11 protein-coding genes are annotated in these 15,670 nt (G+C 68.3%); 9 read left to right on the plus strand and 2 right to left on the minus strand.

The genetic code is table 11. From position 1 onward, the window contains the following. A partial coding sequence (locus F563_RS0120600; RefSeq protein WP_035575190.1) for an IS1595 family transposase occupies positions 1–547 on the minus strand: 547 nt, incomplete at its 3' end. A gap of 84 nt (positions 548–631) precedes the next feature. Next, positions 632–2,050: an MFS transporter gene (locus tag F563_RS0120605; RefSeq protein ID WP_019016585.1), complete on the minus strand. Its 1,419-nt coding sequence runs from the start codon at positions 2,048–2,050 to the stop codon at positions 632–634. 143 nt (positions 2,051–2,193) lie between these two features. Between F563_RS0120605 and rplK the strand changes: the two genes are divergently transcribed. From rplK to tuf, 9 genes are all read left to right on the plus strand, one after another. Beyond that, positions 2,194–2,628, plus strand: coding sequence for a 50S ribosomal protein L11 (gene rplK / locus F563_RS0120610; protein ID WP_019016586.1), 435 nt, complete (start codon positions 2,194–2,196; stop codon positions 2,626–2,628). A 3-nt stretch (positions 2,629–2,631) separates the two neighbouring features. Further along, positions 2,632–3,327 (plus strand): 50S ribosomal protein L1, encoded by a 696-nt coding sequence (gene rplA, locus F563_RS0120615; RefSeq protein ID WP_019016587.1) that lies wholly within the window; start codon positions 2,632–2,634, stop codon positions 3,325–3,327. Positions 3,328–3,667: 340 nt separating this feature from the next. After that, on the plus strand, positions 3,668–4,186 hold the full coding sequence (gene rplJ / locus F563_RS0120620; RefSeq protein ID WP_019016588.1) for a 50S ribosomal protein L10: 519 nt from the start codon (positions 3,668–3,670) through the stop codon (positions 4,184–4,186). Positions 4,187–4,270: 84 nt separating this feature from the next. After that, positions 4,271–4,651, plus strand: coding sequence for a 50S ribosomal protein L7/L12 (gene rplL, locus F563_RS0120625; RefSeq protein ID WP_019016589.1), 381 nt, complete (start codon positions 4,271–4,273; stop codon positions 4,649–4,651). A 166-nt stretch (positions 4,652–4,817) separates the two neighbouring features. Beyond that, complete coding sequence (gene rpoB / locus F563_RS0120630) at positions 4,818–8,993, plus strand: DNA-directed RNA polymerase subunit beta (RefSeq protein WP_019016590.1); 4,176 nt, start codon at positions 4,818–4,820, stop codon at positions 8,991–8,993. An 88-nt stretch (positions 8,994–9,081) separates the two neighbouring features. Further along, on the plus strand, positions 9,082–13,248 hold the full coding sequence (gene rpoC / locus F563_RS0120635) for a DNA-directed RNA polymerase subunit beta' (RefSeq protein ID WP_019016591.1): 4,167 nt from the start codon (positions 9,082–9,084) through the stop codon (positions 13,246–13,248). Positions 13,249–13,574: 326 nt separating this feature from the next. Next, positions 13,575–13,946, plus strand: a complete 372-nt coding sequence (gene rpsL, locus F563_RS0120640) for a 30S ribosomal protein S12 (protein WP_019016592.1) — start codon at positions 13,575–13,577, stop codon at positions 13,944–13,946. Between the two features lie 17 nt (positions 13,947–13,963). After that, positions 13,964–14,440 carry a 30S ribosomal protein S7 gene (gene rpsG, locus F563_RS0120645; protein ID WP_019016593.1) on the plus strand — a complete coding sequence of 159 codons (477 nt, stop codon included), beginning with the start codon at positions 13,964–13,966 and terminating at the stop codon, positions 14,438–14,440. Positions 14,441–14,481: 41 nt separating this feature from the next. Beyond that, the coding region (gene tuf / locus F563_RS0120650; RefSeq protein ID WP_019013728.1) for an elongation factor Tu at positions 14,482–15,670 on the plus strand (1,189 nt) is incomplete at its 3' end.

The following is a 15,670-nucleotide window of genomic DNA, read 5'->3' on the forward strand; positions in this document are numbered from 1 at the left end:
GCTTGGCCTGGCTCCAGAAGTTCTCGATGCCCTTGATGTGGGCACGGCCCTGGGCATAGCCGCGGCCCTTGTACCGCCCTCCGGGCGTTGCCTGCGGCTCGATCCGCACGTGGTGGAACTCGGAGACATCGAGCACGTCGTAGCTGAAGTAGCCGTCGCTGTAGACGATCGCGTCGGGCTGCACGCGCTGGCGGATGATCGGCATCAGGGTGGTCGAGCGCAGGTTCGGGATCATCACGGCGTGCACCTGGCCGCCGCGCTTGAGCAGGCCGAACACCGGCACCTTGCCGGCAGCACCCCGGCCGCGGATGCCTTTGCGGTAGCCGCCGAAGTAGCTCGCGTCGACCTCGACCCCGCCGGCAAAGGGCTGCGCCTCTCGGGTGCGGGCGAAGATGATCTCGCGCAGCTCGCGATGGAACAGGATCGCGCCGTTGCGGTGGATGCCGACCAGCTCGGCCGCGACCCGTGCCGGCGTACCGGCCACGAAGTGCTCAAGCAGCCGCCGCTGAACCCCCAACGCCAGACGGCTCCGACGACGCTCAACCATCTGACCAACCCAGCCTTTCACCGCTTAGCCAGGTCAGCCCCTTGAAGTGCTGAGATCGGGTGGGCGCTGCTCCGCCCGCCCCATCTACCCGCCGCGTCCCGCCATCGCGTCCCCCGCATCCGCAGGCAGCCGCAGGCAGACCGGCACCGCCAGCGCCGCGACCAGCGTCACGGCGAAGAAGGCCGCCGAGAAATCCCCCGCCGCCGGGTGCGCATGCCCGGACACGCGCATCGCCATCTCGAGCGCGCCGGCCGCCGCCACCACCCCCAGCGTCAGCGACACCTGCTGGGCGGTCGAGTAGAACCCGGTCGCGTCCGCGGTGCGATGCCGGCGGATGTCGGCGAACGCCACGGTGTTGAAGGCCGTGAACTGAAGCGAGCGGAAGAACCCGCCGACCGCCAGCATCAGGTGCATCGCCCAGACCGGCCATGCGGCTCCCATCAGTCCCATCGCGCCGATCGAGGCCGCCGAGGCCACGCCGTTCGCCACCAACAGGCGCCGGAACCCGAACCGGCGCAGCAGGGGCGCCGCCGCCATCTTCATCGCGATCGCGCCCACGGACGCCGAGAAGGTGATCAGCCCCGCCTTGGCCGCACTCCACCCGAATCCGACCTGGATCATGCTCGGCAGCAGGAACGGGATCGCGCCGACGCCGATCCGGAACAGCGTGCCCGCCGCCACCGACAGCCCGAAACTCGGCACCGACAGGAGCCGCAGGTCCAGCACCGGCCGGGCACTCCGCCAGGCATGGCGCAGGTACACGACCCCCGCCGCCAGCCCGACCGCCAGCACCCCGAGCCCCGCCGGCACCCCGAGAACGGGCTTGGTGAGCAGCTCGCCCCCGAGGATGATCCCGGCGAGCGCGAGGCCCGACAGTGCCAGACCCGGCCCGTCCAGCCGCCTGCTGGCGGTGCCGCGGGTCTCCGGGATGACCCGGGTCGCCAGCACCAGCCCGATCAGCCCCACGGGGATGTTGAGCGCGAAGATCCAACGCCACGAGACATGCGTGACGATCAGCCCGCCCACCGGCGGCCCGATCAGTGGACCGATGAGGGCGGGGATCGACAGCCAGGCCATGGCGTTGACGAGCTGGCTCTTGGGCACCGAGCGCAGCATCACCAGCCGCCCCACCGGGACCATCAGCGCCCCGCCCATGCCCTGCACGATCCGCGCCGCCACCAGGAAGGGGAGGGTCGGGGCGAGCCCGCACAGCGCCGAGCCGAGCGTGAACACCACGATCGCGGCCTGGAACACGCGCCGCGCGCCGAACCGGTCCGCGAGCCACCCCGAGGCCGGAATGAACACCGCGAGACTGAGCATGTAGGCGGTCAGCGCGAGCGAGAGCGTCACCACATCCGCCCCGAAACCGGCCGCCATGGCGGGCAGGGCGGTCGCGATGACCGTGCTGTCCATGTTCTGCATGAACAGGGCGGCCGCCACGACCAGCGCGGTCAGCCTGGGCGGGCGCGAGGGCGCGGGGTCGTCGGGGCTGACCCTCGTCATGGGCATTGACAGGCGCGCATTCGGGGCTGGACAGTTCGCGTCGGCACGCCTATACCCGCCCGCTCGCAGACAACGGGACGCGGGAGGGGTGCGTTTGCGCGCATCCCGTAGGCACCGCGGCCCCCTGGAGCCAGGGGTGAGAGATGGCGAAGAAGATCGTCGGGTACATCAAGCTGCAGATCCCGGCTGGGAAGGCGAACCCGTCCCCGCCGGTGGGTCCCGCGCTCGGTCAGCGCGGCCTCAACATCATGCAGTTCTGCAAGGAGTTCAATGCGGCAACCCAGTCGATCGAGCCGGGGACGCCCACGCCCGTCGTGATCACGGCCTATGCCGACCGCACCTTCTCCTTCGTCACCAAGACGCCGCCCAACACCCATTTCCTGCTGCGCGCCGCCAAGCTCGAGAAGGGGTCCACCGCCCCGGGCAAGGGGGCGAAGATCGGCAGGGTCACGCAGAGCCAGCTCCGCGAGATCGCCAGGATCAAGATGAAGGACATGAACGCCTATGACGAGGAGGCGGCGATGCGCATGCTGGCCGGCTCCGCCCGATCCATGGGCCTCGAAGTGGTGGAGGGCTGAGCCATGGCCGATCGTGGCAAGCGCATCACCGCGCTCTACAAGGGGTTCGACCCGCAGAAGGCCTATCCGCTCGACGAGGCGGTGCGGATCGTCAAGCAGAACGCCAAGGCGAAGTTCGACGAGACGGTCGAGATCTCGATGAATCTCGGCATCGATCCGCGCCACGCCGACCAGAACGTGCGCGGCATGACCAGCCTGCCCAACGGCACCGGCAAGACGCTGCGCGTCGCCGTGTTCGCCAAGGGTGCGAAGGCCGAGGAGGCGAAGGCGGCCGGCGCCGATGTGGTCGGCGCGGAGGATCTCGCCGAAGCGGTGCAGGGCGGCAAGATGGACTTCGACCGCTGCATCGCGACGCCCGACATGATGGGCCTCGTGGGCCGGCTCGGGAAGGTGCTGGGCCCGCGCGGGCTGATGCCGAACCCGAAGCTCGGCACCGTGACGATGGACGTGAAGGGCGCGGTGCAGGCCGCCAAGGCCGGCCAGGTCGAGTTCCGTGCCGAGAAGGCGGGCATCGTCCATGCCGGGATCGGCAAGGCCTCGTTCCCCGAGGAGAAGCTCGCCGAGAACGCGCGCGCCTTCATCGACGCGATCGCCAAGGCCAAGCCCTCGGGGGCGAAGGGTACCTACATCAAGAAGGTCGCGCTCTCCTCGACGATGGGGCCGGGCGTGAAGGTGGACACCGCGTCGCTCGCGACCTGAGGGCGGCGCACGAGTTCCGCCCCTGGGCGACCGGGGGCGGGAAGCGCGGGGCGGCAGCGTATCGCCGCACCGCAACCCTGTCCGAGACCGTGTGTGGGGCGGCGTCACGGCGCTCCCCGTGAAGGGCCGGAAGGCCCGCAGGCGGTAGACAGGAGGAACGGATTGCGAGGAGGGCGTCCGGCGCATCGAGGCGATGCGGCGGAGGTCCAATGCGCGGTTCGGTCTTCTGCGTCTGGACAGGCGAACCGGGCCATCCGGCTGCCGGCCTGTCCGGAAGGCGGATGGTCCATGGGCAATTCGGCCCCGGGATGGTCCCGGGCCGAAGCGATGGAGACGGGACGTGGACCGTACGGAGAAGCGGGAGGTCGTTGCCTCGCTCGCTGCCGTGTTCCAGGAGACAACGCTCGTCGTCGTCACCCGCAATGCCGGGCTGACGGTGGCGGAGGTGTCGGACCTGCGCGCACGGATGCGCGAGGCCGGGGCGACCTTCCGGGTCGCGAAGAACCGTCTGGCCAGTCTCGCCCTTCAGGGCACCCGGTTCGACGGGATCAAGCCGATGCTGACGGGTCCGACCGCGCTCGCGTGGTCATCGGATCCGGTGGCGGCGGCCAAGACCGTCGTGACGTTCGCCAAGGCCAACGAGAAGCTTGTGATTGTCGGGGGTGCGCTCGGCACCCAGACGCTGAACGCGGAAGGGGTGAAGGCGCTCGCCGAGCTGCCCTCGCTCGACGAGCTCCGCGCGAAGCTGATCGGCATGATCAAGACCCCGGCCAGCCGGATCGCGAGCGTGCTCGCGGCCCCGGCCGGGCAGGTGGCGCGCGTGATCGGTGTCTACGCGAAGAAGGACGAGGCGGCCTGAGGGCCTTCCGAGGACGCGATGCGCGGCCCGGATGGTCCGGGTTGCGAGCAGAAGACCTAACCGCAAGATACAAGGACTGAGACGATGGCTGATCTGGCGAAGCTGGTGGACGAGCTTTCGAGCCTGACGGTGCTCGAGGCGGCCGAGCTCTCGAAGATGCTCGAGGAGAAGTGGGGCGTGTCGGCGGCGGCGCCGGTGGCGGTTGCGGCCGCGGCCGCGCCGGGTGCCGCGGCGGCTCCGGCGGCCGAGGCGCAGACCGAGTTCACCGTGATCCTGGCCAAGGCCGGCGACAAGAAGATCAACGTGATCAAGGAGATCCGCACGATCACGGGGCTTGGCCTGAAGGAGGCCAAGGATCTCGTCGAGGGCGCGCCGAAGGAAGTGAAGGCCGGCGTGAACAAGGACGAGGCGGAGAAGATCAAGAAGGTGCTCGAGGAGCAGGGCGCGACCGTCGAGATCAAGTGAGCGGGCGCGAGTTGACGCATAAGGCGGCTTCGGCCGCCCTCCGGCGCCGGGCGGGGGTGACCCTCCTCCGCCCGGCTGCCGCCGTTTCGGCAACCGGCCGCCGTTCCGGCCGGGAAGGGTCCGCCATTCCGGGTGTTCCGGCTCCAGCCAGCATGGGGGCAGGTCGATGATCGGTTCGTTCACGGGCAGGAAGCGCATTCGCAGGTCCTTCGGGAGGATCCCCGAGGTCGCGCCGATGCCGAACCTGATCGAGGTCCAGCGCGCCTCCTACGAGGGCTTCCTGCAGATGCACGTGAAGCCGGACGCGCGCGTCCATGCCGGGCTGCAGGAGGTGTTCAAGGGCGTCTTCCCGATCGACGACTTCGCCGGCCGCGGCCGGCTGGAATTCGTCCAGTACGAGTTCGAGGACCCCAAGTACGACGTCGAGGAGTGCATGGCGCGCGGCATGACCTATGCCGCGCCCTTGAAGGTGCGGCTGCGCCTGATCGTCTGGGATGTCGATGAGGACACGGGAGCGCGCTCGATCCGCGACATCAAGGAGCAGGATGTCTACATGGGCGACATGCCGCTCATGACGGACAACGGCACCTTCATCGTCAACGGCACCGAGCGGGTTATCGTCTCGCAGATGCATCGTTCGCCCGGCGTGTTCTTCGACCACGACAAGGGCAAGACGCATTCCTCCGGCAAGTACCTGTTCGCCGCCCGCGTGATCCCGTATCGCGGCTCGTGGCTCGACTTCGAGTTCGACGCCAAGGACATCCTCTATGTGCGCATCGACCGGCGCCGGAAGCTGCCGGTCACCACGCTGCTCTACGCGCTCGACAGTGCGGCGACGGAGGCGCTGCGCGCGGCGCGCGAGGCCAAGGGCGAGACGGTGGAGCCGGGCGAGGTGCGCGGCATGGATGCCGAGGAGATCCTCGCGGTGTTCTACGGCCGCGTGGTCTTCACGCGCGGCCCCAAGGGCTGGAGCCGCGCCTTCGATCCGGAGGCGTTCCGCGGCGTGAAGCTGTTCGACGCGCTGGTCGATGCCAAGACCGGCCAGGTGGTGGCCGAGGCGGGAGCCAAGCTCACGCCGCGGATGGCGCGCAAGATCGCCGAGGCCGGCACCACCGAGGTGCTGGTGGGCCGCGCCGACCTGCTCGGCCGCTTCGCCGCCGAGGACATGGTGAACCTCGAGACCGGCGAGATCTACCTCGAGGCGGGCGAGGAGATCACCGAGCCGAAGCTCGCCGCGATCGAGGAGGCCGGTTTCGACACGCTGGCCACGCTCGCGATCGACCAGCAGACCGGGCCCTGGCTGCGCAACACCCTGACGCTCGACAAGAACTCCAACCGCGACGAGGCGATCCTCGACATCTACCGCGTGATGCGCCCGGGCGAGCCGCCCACGCCGGAGACCGCGGAGGCGCTGTTCAAGGGCCTGTTCTTCGACCCCGAGCGCTACGACCTCTCCGCGGTCGGGCGGGTGAAGATGAACATGCGGCTCGGCTTCTCGACCGAGGAGGTGCCGGACACGGTGCGCACGCTGCGCAAGGCCGACATCCTCGCGGTCGTGAAGACGCTGCACGAGCTCAAGGACGGGCGAGGGCAGATCGACGACATCGACAACCTGGGCAATCGGCGCGTCCGTTCCGTGGGCGAGCTGATGGAGAACCAGTACCGTGTCGGCCTGCTCCGCATGGAGCGCGCGATCCGCGAGCGCATGAGCTCGGTCGACATCGACACGGTGATGCCGCACGACCTGATCAACGCCAAGCCCGCGGCGGCCGCGGTGCGCGAGTTCTTCGGCTCCTCGCAGCTCTCCCAGTTCATGGACCAGACCAACCCGCTCTCGGAGGTGACTCACAAGCGCCGCCTCTCGGCGCTCGGTCCGGGCGGGCTCACGCGCGAGCGCGCGGGCTTCGAGGTGCGCGACGTGCACCCGACGCATTACGGCCGGATCTGCCCGATCGAGACCCCGGAAGGCCCGAACATCGGCCTGATCAACTCGCTCGCGACCTACGCGCAGGTGAACAAGTACGGCTTCATCGAGACGCCGTACCGCATGGTGAAGGACGGCAAGGTGCTGCCCGGCGCGCCGCGCTACCTCTCGGCGATGGAGGAGGAGAAGCTCGTCGTCGCCCAGGCCGACGTGCCGATCGGCCCTGACGGGCAGATCCTTGGCGAGCTTGTCTCGGTCCGGAAGGGCGGCGACTACGCGATGGTGCCGCCCGATCAGGTGACCGCGATCGACGTCAGCCCCAAGCAGCTCGTCTCGGTCGCGGCCGCGCTGATCCCGTTCCTCGAGAACGACGACGCCAACCGCGCGCTGATGGGCTCGAACATGCAGCGCCAGGCGGTGCCGCTGATCGAGGCCGAGGCGCCGCTGGTCGGCACCGGGATGGAGGCGCCGGTGGCGCGTGACTCCGGGGCCGCGATCATGGCGCGGCGCCCCGGCGTGGTCGATCAGATCGACGGTGCCCGCATCGTCGTGCGCGCCACGCGCGAGGACGGCACGACCGAGGGCGTGGACATCTACCGGCTGCGCAAGTTCCAGCGCTCGAACCAGTCCACCGCGATCAACCAGCGCCCGCTGGTGCGCGTGGGCGATGCGGTGCAGGCGGGCGACATCATCGCCGACGGGCCGTCCACCCAGCTCGGCGAACTGGCACTTGGTCGGAACGTTCTGGTCGCGTTCATGCCCTGGAACGGCTACAACTTCGAGGACTCGATCCTGATCTCCGAGCGGATCGTGCGCGACGACGTGTTCACCTCGATCCATATCGAGGAGTTCGAGGTCATGGCGCGCGACACCAAGCTCGGCCAGGAGGAGATCACGCGCGATATCCCGAACGTGGGCGAGGAGGCGCTGAAGAACCTCGACGAGGCCGGCATCGTCTATATCGGCGCCGAGGTGCGGCCGGGCGACATCCTGGTCGGCAAGGTGACGCCGAAGGGCGAGAGTCCGATGACGCCGGAGGAGAAGCTCCTCCGCGCGATCTTCGGCGAGAAGGCGTCCGATGTGCGCGACACCTCGCTCCGGCTGCCGCCGGGCGTGTCGGGCACGATCGTCGATGTGCGCGTGTTCGCCCGCCGCGGCGTGGACAAGGACGAGCGCGCGCTCGCGATCGAGCGGGCCGAGATCGAAAGCCTCGCCAAGGACCGCGACGACGAGAAGGCGATCCAGGAGCGGTCGTTCCTGAACCGCGTGAAGGAGAAGCTGCTCGGCAAGGTGGCGGGTTCGGGCTTCAAGGGGCTGAAGGCCGGCACGCCGATCGACGAGGCGGTGCTCGCCGAGATCCCGCGCGGCGCCTGGCGCAACGTCGTGGTGTCGGACGATGCCACCATGGCCGAGATCGAGCAGCTGAAGCGCGAGTTCGACGAGGCGGTGAAGCGGCTGGAAGCCCGCTTCCTCTCCAAGGTCGAGAAGCTCCAGCGCGGCGACGAGCTGCCGCCCGGCGTGATGAAGATGGTCAAGGTGTTCGTCGCGGTGAAGCGCAAGCTCCAGCCGGGCGACAAGATGGCCGGGCGTCACGGCAACAAGGGCGTGGTGTCGAAGGTCGTGCCGATCGAGGACATGCCGTTCCTTGAGGACGGCACGCCCGTCGATATCGTGCTCAATCCGCTCGGTGTGCCGAGCCGCATGAACGTGGGCCAGATCCTCGAGACGCATCTCGGCTGGGCCTGCGCGGGGCTCGGCCGCCAGATCGGCGAGGCGCTGGATGCCGCGCGGCGCTCCGGCAACTTCGCGCCATTGAAGCAGAAGCTCGAGGACGTCTACGGCACCGAGATCTACCGCGAGCAGATCGCGGGGATGGATGTCGGCGAGCTTACCGAGCTCGCGGGCAACCTGCGCGCGGGCGTGCCGATCGCGACCCCCGTGTTCGATGGCGCGCGCATGGACGACATCGAGGCCATGCTGGAGAAGGCGGGGCTCGAGCGATCGGGCCAGGTGACGCTTGTGGACGGGCGCACGGGCGAGCCGTTCGAGCGCAAGGTCACGGTCGGCTACATCTACATGCTGAAGCTGCACCACCTGGTGGACGACAAGATCCATGCGCGTTCGATCGGGCCATACAGCCTGGTCACGCAGCAGCCGCTCGGCGGCAAGGCGCAGTTCGGCGGCCAGCGCTTCGGCGAGATGGAGGTCTGGGCGCTGGAGGCCTACGGCGCGGCCTACACGCTCCAGGAGATGCTGACGGTGAAGTCCGACGACGTGTCGGGCCGCACCAAGGTCTACGAGGCGATCGTGCGCGATCAGGACACCTTCGAGGCGGGCATCCCCGAGAGCTTCAACGTGCTGGTGAAGGAGCTGAAGTCGCTCGGGCTGAACGTCGAGCTCGAGAACCGCGGCGCCTGACACGGCGGCGGCCGGATGCGGCCGCCGCCGGCCTGCTGATTTTCGTTCGCAGTGCCGGGGCGCATCCGGCAGGAGCGAGGACGATACGATGAACGAACTGATGAAGATCCTGGGCCAGCAGAGCGGGGCCCTGACCTTCGACCAGATCAGGATCTCGATCGCGAGCCCGGAGCAGATCCGCTCCTGGTCCTACGGCGAGATCAAGAAGCCGGAGACGATCAACTACCGCACCTTCAAGCCGGAGCGGGACGGGCTGTTCTGCGCGCGCATCTTCGGGCCGATCAAGGACTACGAGTGCCTGTGCGGCAAGTACAAGCGGATGAAGTTCCGCGGCATCATCTGCGAGAAGTGCGGTGTCGAGGTGACGCTGGCGAAGGTGCGCCGCGAGCGCATGGGCCATATCGAGCTCGCGAGCCCGGTGGCCCATATCTGGTTCCTGAAGTCGCTGCCCTCGCGCATCGGCCTGATCGTCGACATGACGCTGAAGGAGATCGAGAAGGTCCTCTACTTCGAGAGCTACATGGTGCTGGAGCCGGGGCTCACCGACCTCAAGCTGCATCAGCTCATCTCTGAGGATCAGTACCAGGCGAAGATCGACGAATTCGGCGAGGACGCGTTCTCGGTCGGGATCGGCGCCGAGGCGATCAAGGGCGTTCTGGCGGGAATCGATCTCGCCGCCGAGAAGACCAAGCTGCGCGCCGAGCTGCGCGAGACCACCTCGGAGGCGAAGCGCAAGAAGCTGGTCAAGCGGCTGAAGCTGATCGAGGCGTTCCTCGAGAGCGGCGCGCGGCCCGAGTGGATGATCCTCGACGTGGTGCCGGTCATTCCGCCCGAGCTCCGTCCGCTCGTGCCGCTCGATGGCGGCCGCTTCGCGACGTCCGACCTCAACGACCTCTACCGGCGCGTGATCAACCGCAACAACCGCCTCAAGCGCCTGATCGAGCTGCGCGCGCCCGACATCATCGTGCGCAACGAGAAGCGCATGCTGCAGGAGGCGGTCGATGCGCTGTTCGACAACGGCCGGCGTGGCCGCGCGATCACGGGCGCGAACAAGCGGCCGTTGAAGTCGCTCTCCGACATGCTGAAGGGGAAGCAGGGCCGCTTCCGCCAGAACCTGCTCGGCAAGCGCGTGGACTACTCGGGCCGATCGGTGATCGTGGTCGGGCCGGAACTGAAGCTGCATCAGTGCGGGCTGCCGAAGAAGATGGCGCTCGAACTGTTCAAGCCGTTCATCTACTCGAAGCTCGAGAAGTACAATCTCGCCACCACCATCAAGGCCGCGAAGCGGATGGTGGAGAAGGAGCGGCCGGAGGTGTGGGACATCCTCGAGGAGGTGATCCGCGAGCATCCCGTGCTGCTGAACCGCGCGCCGACACTCCATCGCCTCGGCATCCAGGCCTTCGAGCCGGTGCTGATCGAGGGCAAGGCGATCCAGCTCCATCCGCTGGTCTGCACGGCCTTCAACGCCGATTTCGACGGCGACCAGATGGCCGTGCATGTGCCGCTGAGCCTGGAGGCTCAGTTGGAAGCGCGTGTGCTGATGATGTCGACCAACAACATCCTCAGCCCCGCGAACGGCAAGCCGATCATCGTGCCGAGCCAGGACATCGTGCTCGGCATCTACTACCTGAGCCTGGAGACCAAGGAGTACGAGGAGACGCCGGACGACGCCGCGCCGGCCTTCATCGGCATGGGCGAGATCGAGCAGGCGCTGGCGGCCGGGGCGATCACGCTGCACAGCAAGATCCGCACGCGGCGCGACTCGGTCGATCGTGACGGTGTGCCAATCGTCGAGCGCGTGGTGACCACGCCCGGGCGGATGATGATCGGGGCGATCCTGCCGAAGCATCCCAATCTGCCCTTCGCGCTGATCAACCGGCAGCTGCCGAAGCGCGCGGTCTCCGACGTGATCGACTCGGTGTATCGCCACTGCGGCCAGAAGGAGAGCGTCATCTTCGCCGACCGCCTGATGGGGCTCGGCTTCCGCGCCGCGGCCAAGGCCGGGATCAGCTTCGGCAAGGACGACATGATCATCCCGGCCGACAAGCGGGCGCTGATCGCCAAGACCGAGGCCGAGGTGAAGGAGTTCGAGCAGCAGTACCAGGACGGGCTGATCACCTGGGGCGAACGCTACAACAAGGTGGTGGATGCCTGGTCGCGCTGCACCGAGGAGGTCGCCTCGGCGATGATGAAGGAGATCTCGAAGCGCGAGGTCGGCAAGCCGATCAACTCGGTCTGGATGATGAGCCACTCCGGCGCGCGCGGCTCGCCCGCGCAGATGCGCCAGCTTGCCGGCATGCGCGGGCTGATGGCGAAGCCCTCGGGCGAGATCATCGAGACGCCGATCATCTCGAACTTCAAGGAAGGGCTGAACGTGCTCGAGTACTTCAACTCGACGCACGGTGCACGCAAGGGGCTCGCCGACACCGCGCTCAAGACCGCGAACTCGGGCTACCTCACGCGGCGTCTGGTGGACGTCGCGCAGGACAGCATCATCATCGAGGAGGATTGCGGCACGGAGCGCGGCATCACCGTGCGCGCGGTGCTCGACGGCGGCGAGGTGGTGTCCTCGCTCTCCGAGCGTATCCTCGGCCGCACGGTCGCGAAGGACGTGCAGGACCCGGTGACGGGGGCGGTGATCGCGCCGCGCGGCACGCTGATCGGCGAGGTCGAGGCGGATGCGATCGAGCGCGCGGGCGTGGAGAGCGTCTATATCCGCTCGGTGCTGACCTGCGACAGCCGCACGGGCGTCTGCGCCGCCTGCTACGGGCGCGACCTCGCGCGCGGCACGCCTGTGAACATCGGCGAGGCGGTGGGCGTGATCGCCGCGCAGTCGATCGGCGAGCCGGGCACGCAGCTCACCATGCGCACCTTCCACATCGGCGGCGCCGCCCAGCGTGGCGCGGAGCAGAGCCAGGTCGAGGCGGCGGGCGACGGCATCGTGACGGTAAAGAACCGCAACGTCGTCGTGAACAGCCAGGGCGTGCCGATCGTGATGAGCCGCAACTGCGAGCTCGTGCTGCTCGACGATCAGCGGCGCGAGCGCGCGCGCTACCGCGTGCCCTACGGTGCGAAGCTGCTCGCCGACGAGGGGGCGCAGGTCGCGCGCGGCCAGAAGCTCGCCGAGTGGGATCCCTACACGCTCCCGGTGATCACCGAGCGGTCGGGGATCGTCGACTACGTCGATCTGATCGAGGGCGTGACGGTCGTCGAGCGGGTGGACGAGGCGACGGGGCTTTCGTCCAAGGTCGTCGTCGACTGGAAGCAGGCGGCGAAGGGGGCGGATCTGCGCCCGCGCATCGTGCTGCGCGACGAGAAGGGCGAGATCGTCAAGCTGCCGAACAACGCCGAGGCACGCTACTTCCTCTCGGTCGACTCGATCCTCTCGGTCGAGAACGGCGCCAAGGTGAACGCCGGCGACGTGCTCGCGCGCATCCCGCGCGAGAGCTCGAAGACGCGCGACATCACCGGCGGTCTGCCGCGCGTGGCCGAACTGTTCGAGGCGCGCCGGCCGAAGGACCACGCGATCATCAGCGAGATCGACGGCCGCGTGGAGTTCGGCAAGGACTACAAGGCCAAGCGCCGCATCGTCGTGAAGAACGACGAGACCGGCGAGGAGCGCGAGTACCTGATCCCGAAGGGCAAGCACGTCTCGGTGCAGGAGGGCGACTATGTGCGGATCGGCGACCCGTTGGTCGACGGCCCGCGCGTGCCGCACGACATCCTGAAGGTGCTGGGTGTCGAGGCGCTGGCGAACTACCTCGTCAACGAGATCCAGGACGTCTACCGGCTGCAGGGCGTGAAGATCAACGACAAGCACATCGAGGTGATCGTCCGCCAGATGCTGCAGAAGGTGGAGATCGAGGATCCGGGCGACACGACCTTCCTGGTCGGCGAGCAGGTCGACCGCATCGAGTTCGACATCGAGAACGAGAAGCGCCTCGCGGCCGACGAGCGTCCGGCCAAGGCCTTCCCGGTGCTCCAGGGTATCACCAAGGCGTCCTTGCAGACCCACAGCTTCATCTCGGCGGCCTCGTTCCAGGAGACCACACGGGTGCTGACCGAGGCGGCGGTGGCCGGCAAGATCGACACGCTCGCGGGGCTCAAGGAGAACGTGATCGTCGGGCGGCTGATCCCGGCGGGCACGGGCAATGTGATGATGCGGCTCAAGGCGTTGGCGGCGCAGCGCGACAAGGGCCGCGCCGTCACCGGCGAGACCCCCGCGCTCACCGACGAGGGGGTGGCGGCCGAGTAGCCTGGCCTGGGGGGCGGGGCGGGGCATGTCCCCGCTCCGATCCCCGCCATGCGTCATGCCGTGGCCAGCAATGCGGGGCCGTCCCGTGCCGGTCATGCTTGACGGGGTTGGGGTGGGGGGCTAGGTTCCACGGCCTTGCTGCCTTCGGAGAGTCGAGGGCGGCGGGATTGCGATGCGAGCGGCTCCGGTGCCGCTGCCCCCTTGGGGTGGCTGAGGTCGGGGTCGAGGGTTTCGGGCGCGCGAGCGCGGCTTCCGCCGTGGCTCGCGACGTCGTTTGTGTTTGGGTTTCGTTGAGGGCCGGACGCCGGCGCGACGAGAGGAACGGGATGCCGACGATCAACCAGCTGATCGCCAAGGGCCGCGAGCCCCGGCGGAAGCGCAACAAGGTCCCCGCGCTGCAGGGTTCGCCCCAGAAGCGCGGCGTCTGCACGCGCGTCTACACGACCACGCCGAAGAAGCCGAACTCGGCGCTGCGCAAGGTCGCGAAGGTGCGGCTCGTGAACGGGTTCGAGGTCGTCTCGTACATTCCCGGCGAGGGCCACAACCTCCAGGAGCACTCGGTGGTGATGATCCGGGGCGGCCGCGTGAAGGACCTGCCGGGCGTGCGCTATCACATCCTGCGCGGGGTGCTCGACACGCAGGGCATCGCCAAGCGGCGCCAGCGGCGTTCGCTCTACGGCGCCAAGCGGCCGAAGTGACGGGGAGGGCCTGAGCCATGTCGCGACGCCACCGCGCCGAGAAGCGCGAGGTCCTGCCGGATCCGAAGTTCGGCGATGTCGTACTGTCGAAGTTCATGAACGCGCTGATGTACGACGGCAAGAAGAGCACCGCCGAGGCGATCGTCTATGGCGCGCTCGACACGGTGAAGCGCCGCGCCGGCGCGAACGCCGATCCGCTGCGCGTGTTCCATGAGGCGATGGAGAACGTGAAGCCTGCGGTCGAGGTGCGCAGCCGACGCGTCGGCGGTGCGACCTACCAGGTGCCGGTGGAGGTGCGCGCGGAGCGGCGCCAGGCGCTCGCTATCCGCTGGCTGATCGACGCGGCGCGCAAGCGCGGCGAGCACACGATGCAGGATCGCTTGTCGAACGAACTGCTGGACGCGGCGAACAACCGCGGCACGGCGGTGAAGAAGCGCGAGGACACGCACCGGATGGCCGAGGCCAACCGGGCCTTCTCGCATTATCGCTGGTAACCCACCCACAACGCTGACCGGACGGCCGACGGAGAACCACCATGGCGAAGGCGAAGTTTGAGCGGACGAAGCCGCACTGCAACATCGGCACGATTGGTCACGTGGACCATGGGAAGACGTCGCTGACGGCGGCGATCACGAAGGTTCTGGCGAAGACGGGCGGGGCGACGTTCACGGCGTACGACCAGATCGACAAGGCGCCGGAGGAGAAGGCGCGCGGGATCACGATTTCGACGGCGCATGTGGAGTACGAGACGAAGGCGCGGCATTACGCGCACGTGGATTGCCCTGGTCATGCGGACTACGTGAAGAACATGATCACGGGGGCGGCGCAGATGGACGGGGCGATCCTGGTGGTCTCGGCGGCGGATGGTCCGATGCCGCAGACGCGCGAGCACATCCTGCTGGCGCGCCAGGTGGGTGTGCCGGCGCTGGTGGTGTTCATGAACAAGGTGGACATGGTGGACGATCCCGAGCTTCTGGAGCTGGTGGAGCTCGAGGTTCGGGAGCTGTTGAAGTCGTATCAGTTCCCGGGGGACGAGATTCCGGTGATCAAGGGTTCGGCGCTGTGTGCGCTGGAGGATCGCAATCCGGAGATCGGCGAGCAGGCGATCCTGCAGCTGATGGATGCGGTGGACGCGTACATTCCGCAGCCGGACCGGCCTAAGGATCGTCCGTTCCTGATGCCGATCGAGGACGTGTTCTCGATCTCGGGCCGCGGCACGGTGGTGACGGGGCGGATCGAGCGGGGTGTGGTGAAGGTGGGCGACGAGGTGGAGATCGTCGGCCTGCGCCCGACGATGAAGACGGTGGTGACGGGGGTGGAGATGTTCCGCAAGCTGCTGGACAGCGGCGAGGCGGGGGACAACATCGGGGCGCTGTTGCGTGGCACGAAGCGCGAGGAGGTGGAGCGTGGCCAGGTTCTGGCGGCGCCTGGCTCGATCACGCCGCACACGAAGTTCCTGGCGGAGGCGTACATCCTGACGAAGGAGGAGGGGGGCCGGCACACGCCGTTCTTCACCAACTACCGTCCGCAGTTCTACTTCCGCACGACGGACGTGACGGGTGTTGTGACGCTGCCCGAGGGCACGGAGATGGTGATGCCTGGGGACAATGTGCGGATGGAGGTGACGCTGATCGCGCCGATCGCGATGGACGAGGGGCTGCGCTTCGCGATCCGCGAGGGCGGGCGCACCGTCGGCGCCGGCGTCGTCACCAAGATCGTCCAGT

Source organism: Elioraea tepidiphila DSM 17972, from assembly GCF_000378465.1.
GTDB lineage: Bacteria > Pseudomonadota > Alphaproteobacteria > Acetobacterales > Acetobacteraceae > Elioraea > Elioraea tepidiphila.

What these genes read in the sequence shown, in the direction of transcription:
- F563_RS0120605 (WP_019016585.1), bottom strand. Translation starts at nt 2,050, where the DNA reads ATGACGAGGGTCAGCCCCGACGACCCCGCGCCCTCGCGCCCGCCCAGG.
- rplK (WP_019016586.1), top strand. Translation starts at nt 2,194, where the DNA reads ATGGCGAAGAAGATCGTCGGGTACATCAAGCTGCAGATCCCGGCTGGG.
- rplA (WP_019016587.1), top strand. Translation starts at nt 2,632, where the DNA reads ATGGCCGATCGTGGCAAGCGCATCACCGCGCTCTACAAGGGGTTCGAC.
- rplL (WP_019016589.1), top strand. Translation starts at nt 4,271, where the DNA reads ATGGCTGATCTGGCGAAGCTGGTGGACGAGCTTTCGAGCCTGACGGTG.
- rpoB (WP_019016590.1), top strand. Translation starts at nt 4,818, where the DNA reads ATGATCGGTTCGTTCACGGGCAGGAAGCGCATTCGCAGGTCCTTCGGG.
- rpoC (WP_019016591.1), top strand. Translation starts at nt 9,082, where the DNA reads ATGAACGAACTGATGAAGATCCTGGGCCAGCAGAGCGGGGCCCTGACC.
- rpsL (WP_019016592.1), top strand. Translation starts at nt 13,575, where the DNA reads ATGCCGACGATCAACCAGCTGATCGCCAAGGGCCGCGAGCCCCGGCGG.
- rpsG (WP_019016593.1), top strand. Translation starts at nt 13,964, where the DNA reads ATGTCGCGACGCCACCGCGCCGAGAAGCGCGAGGTCCTGCCGGATCCG.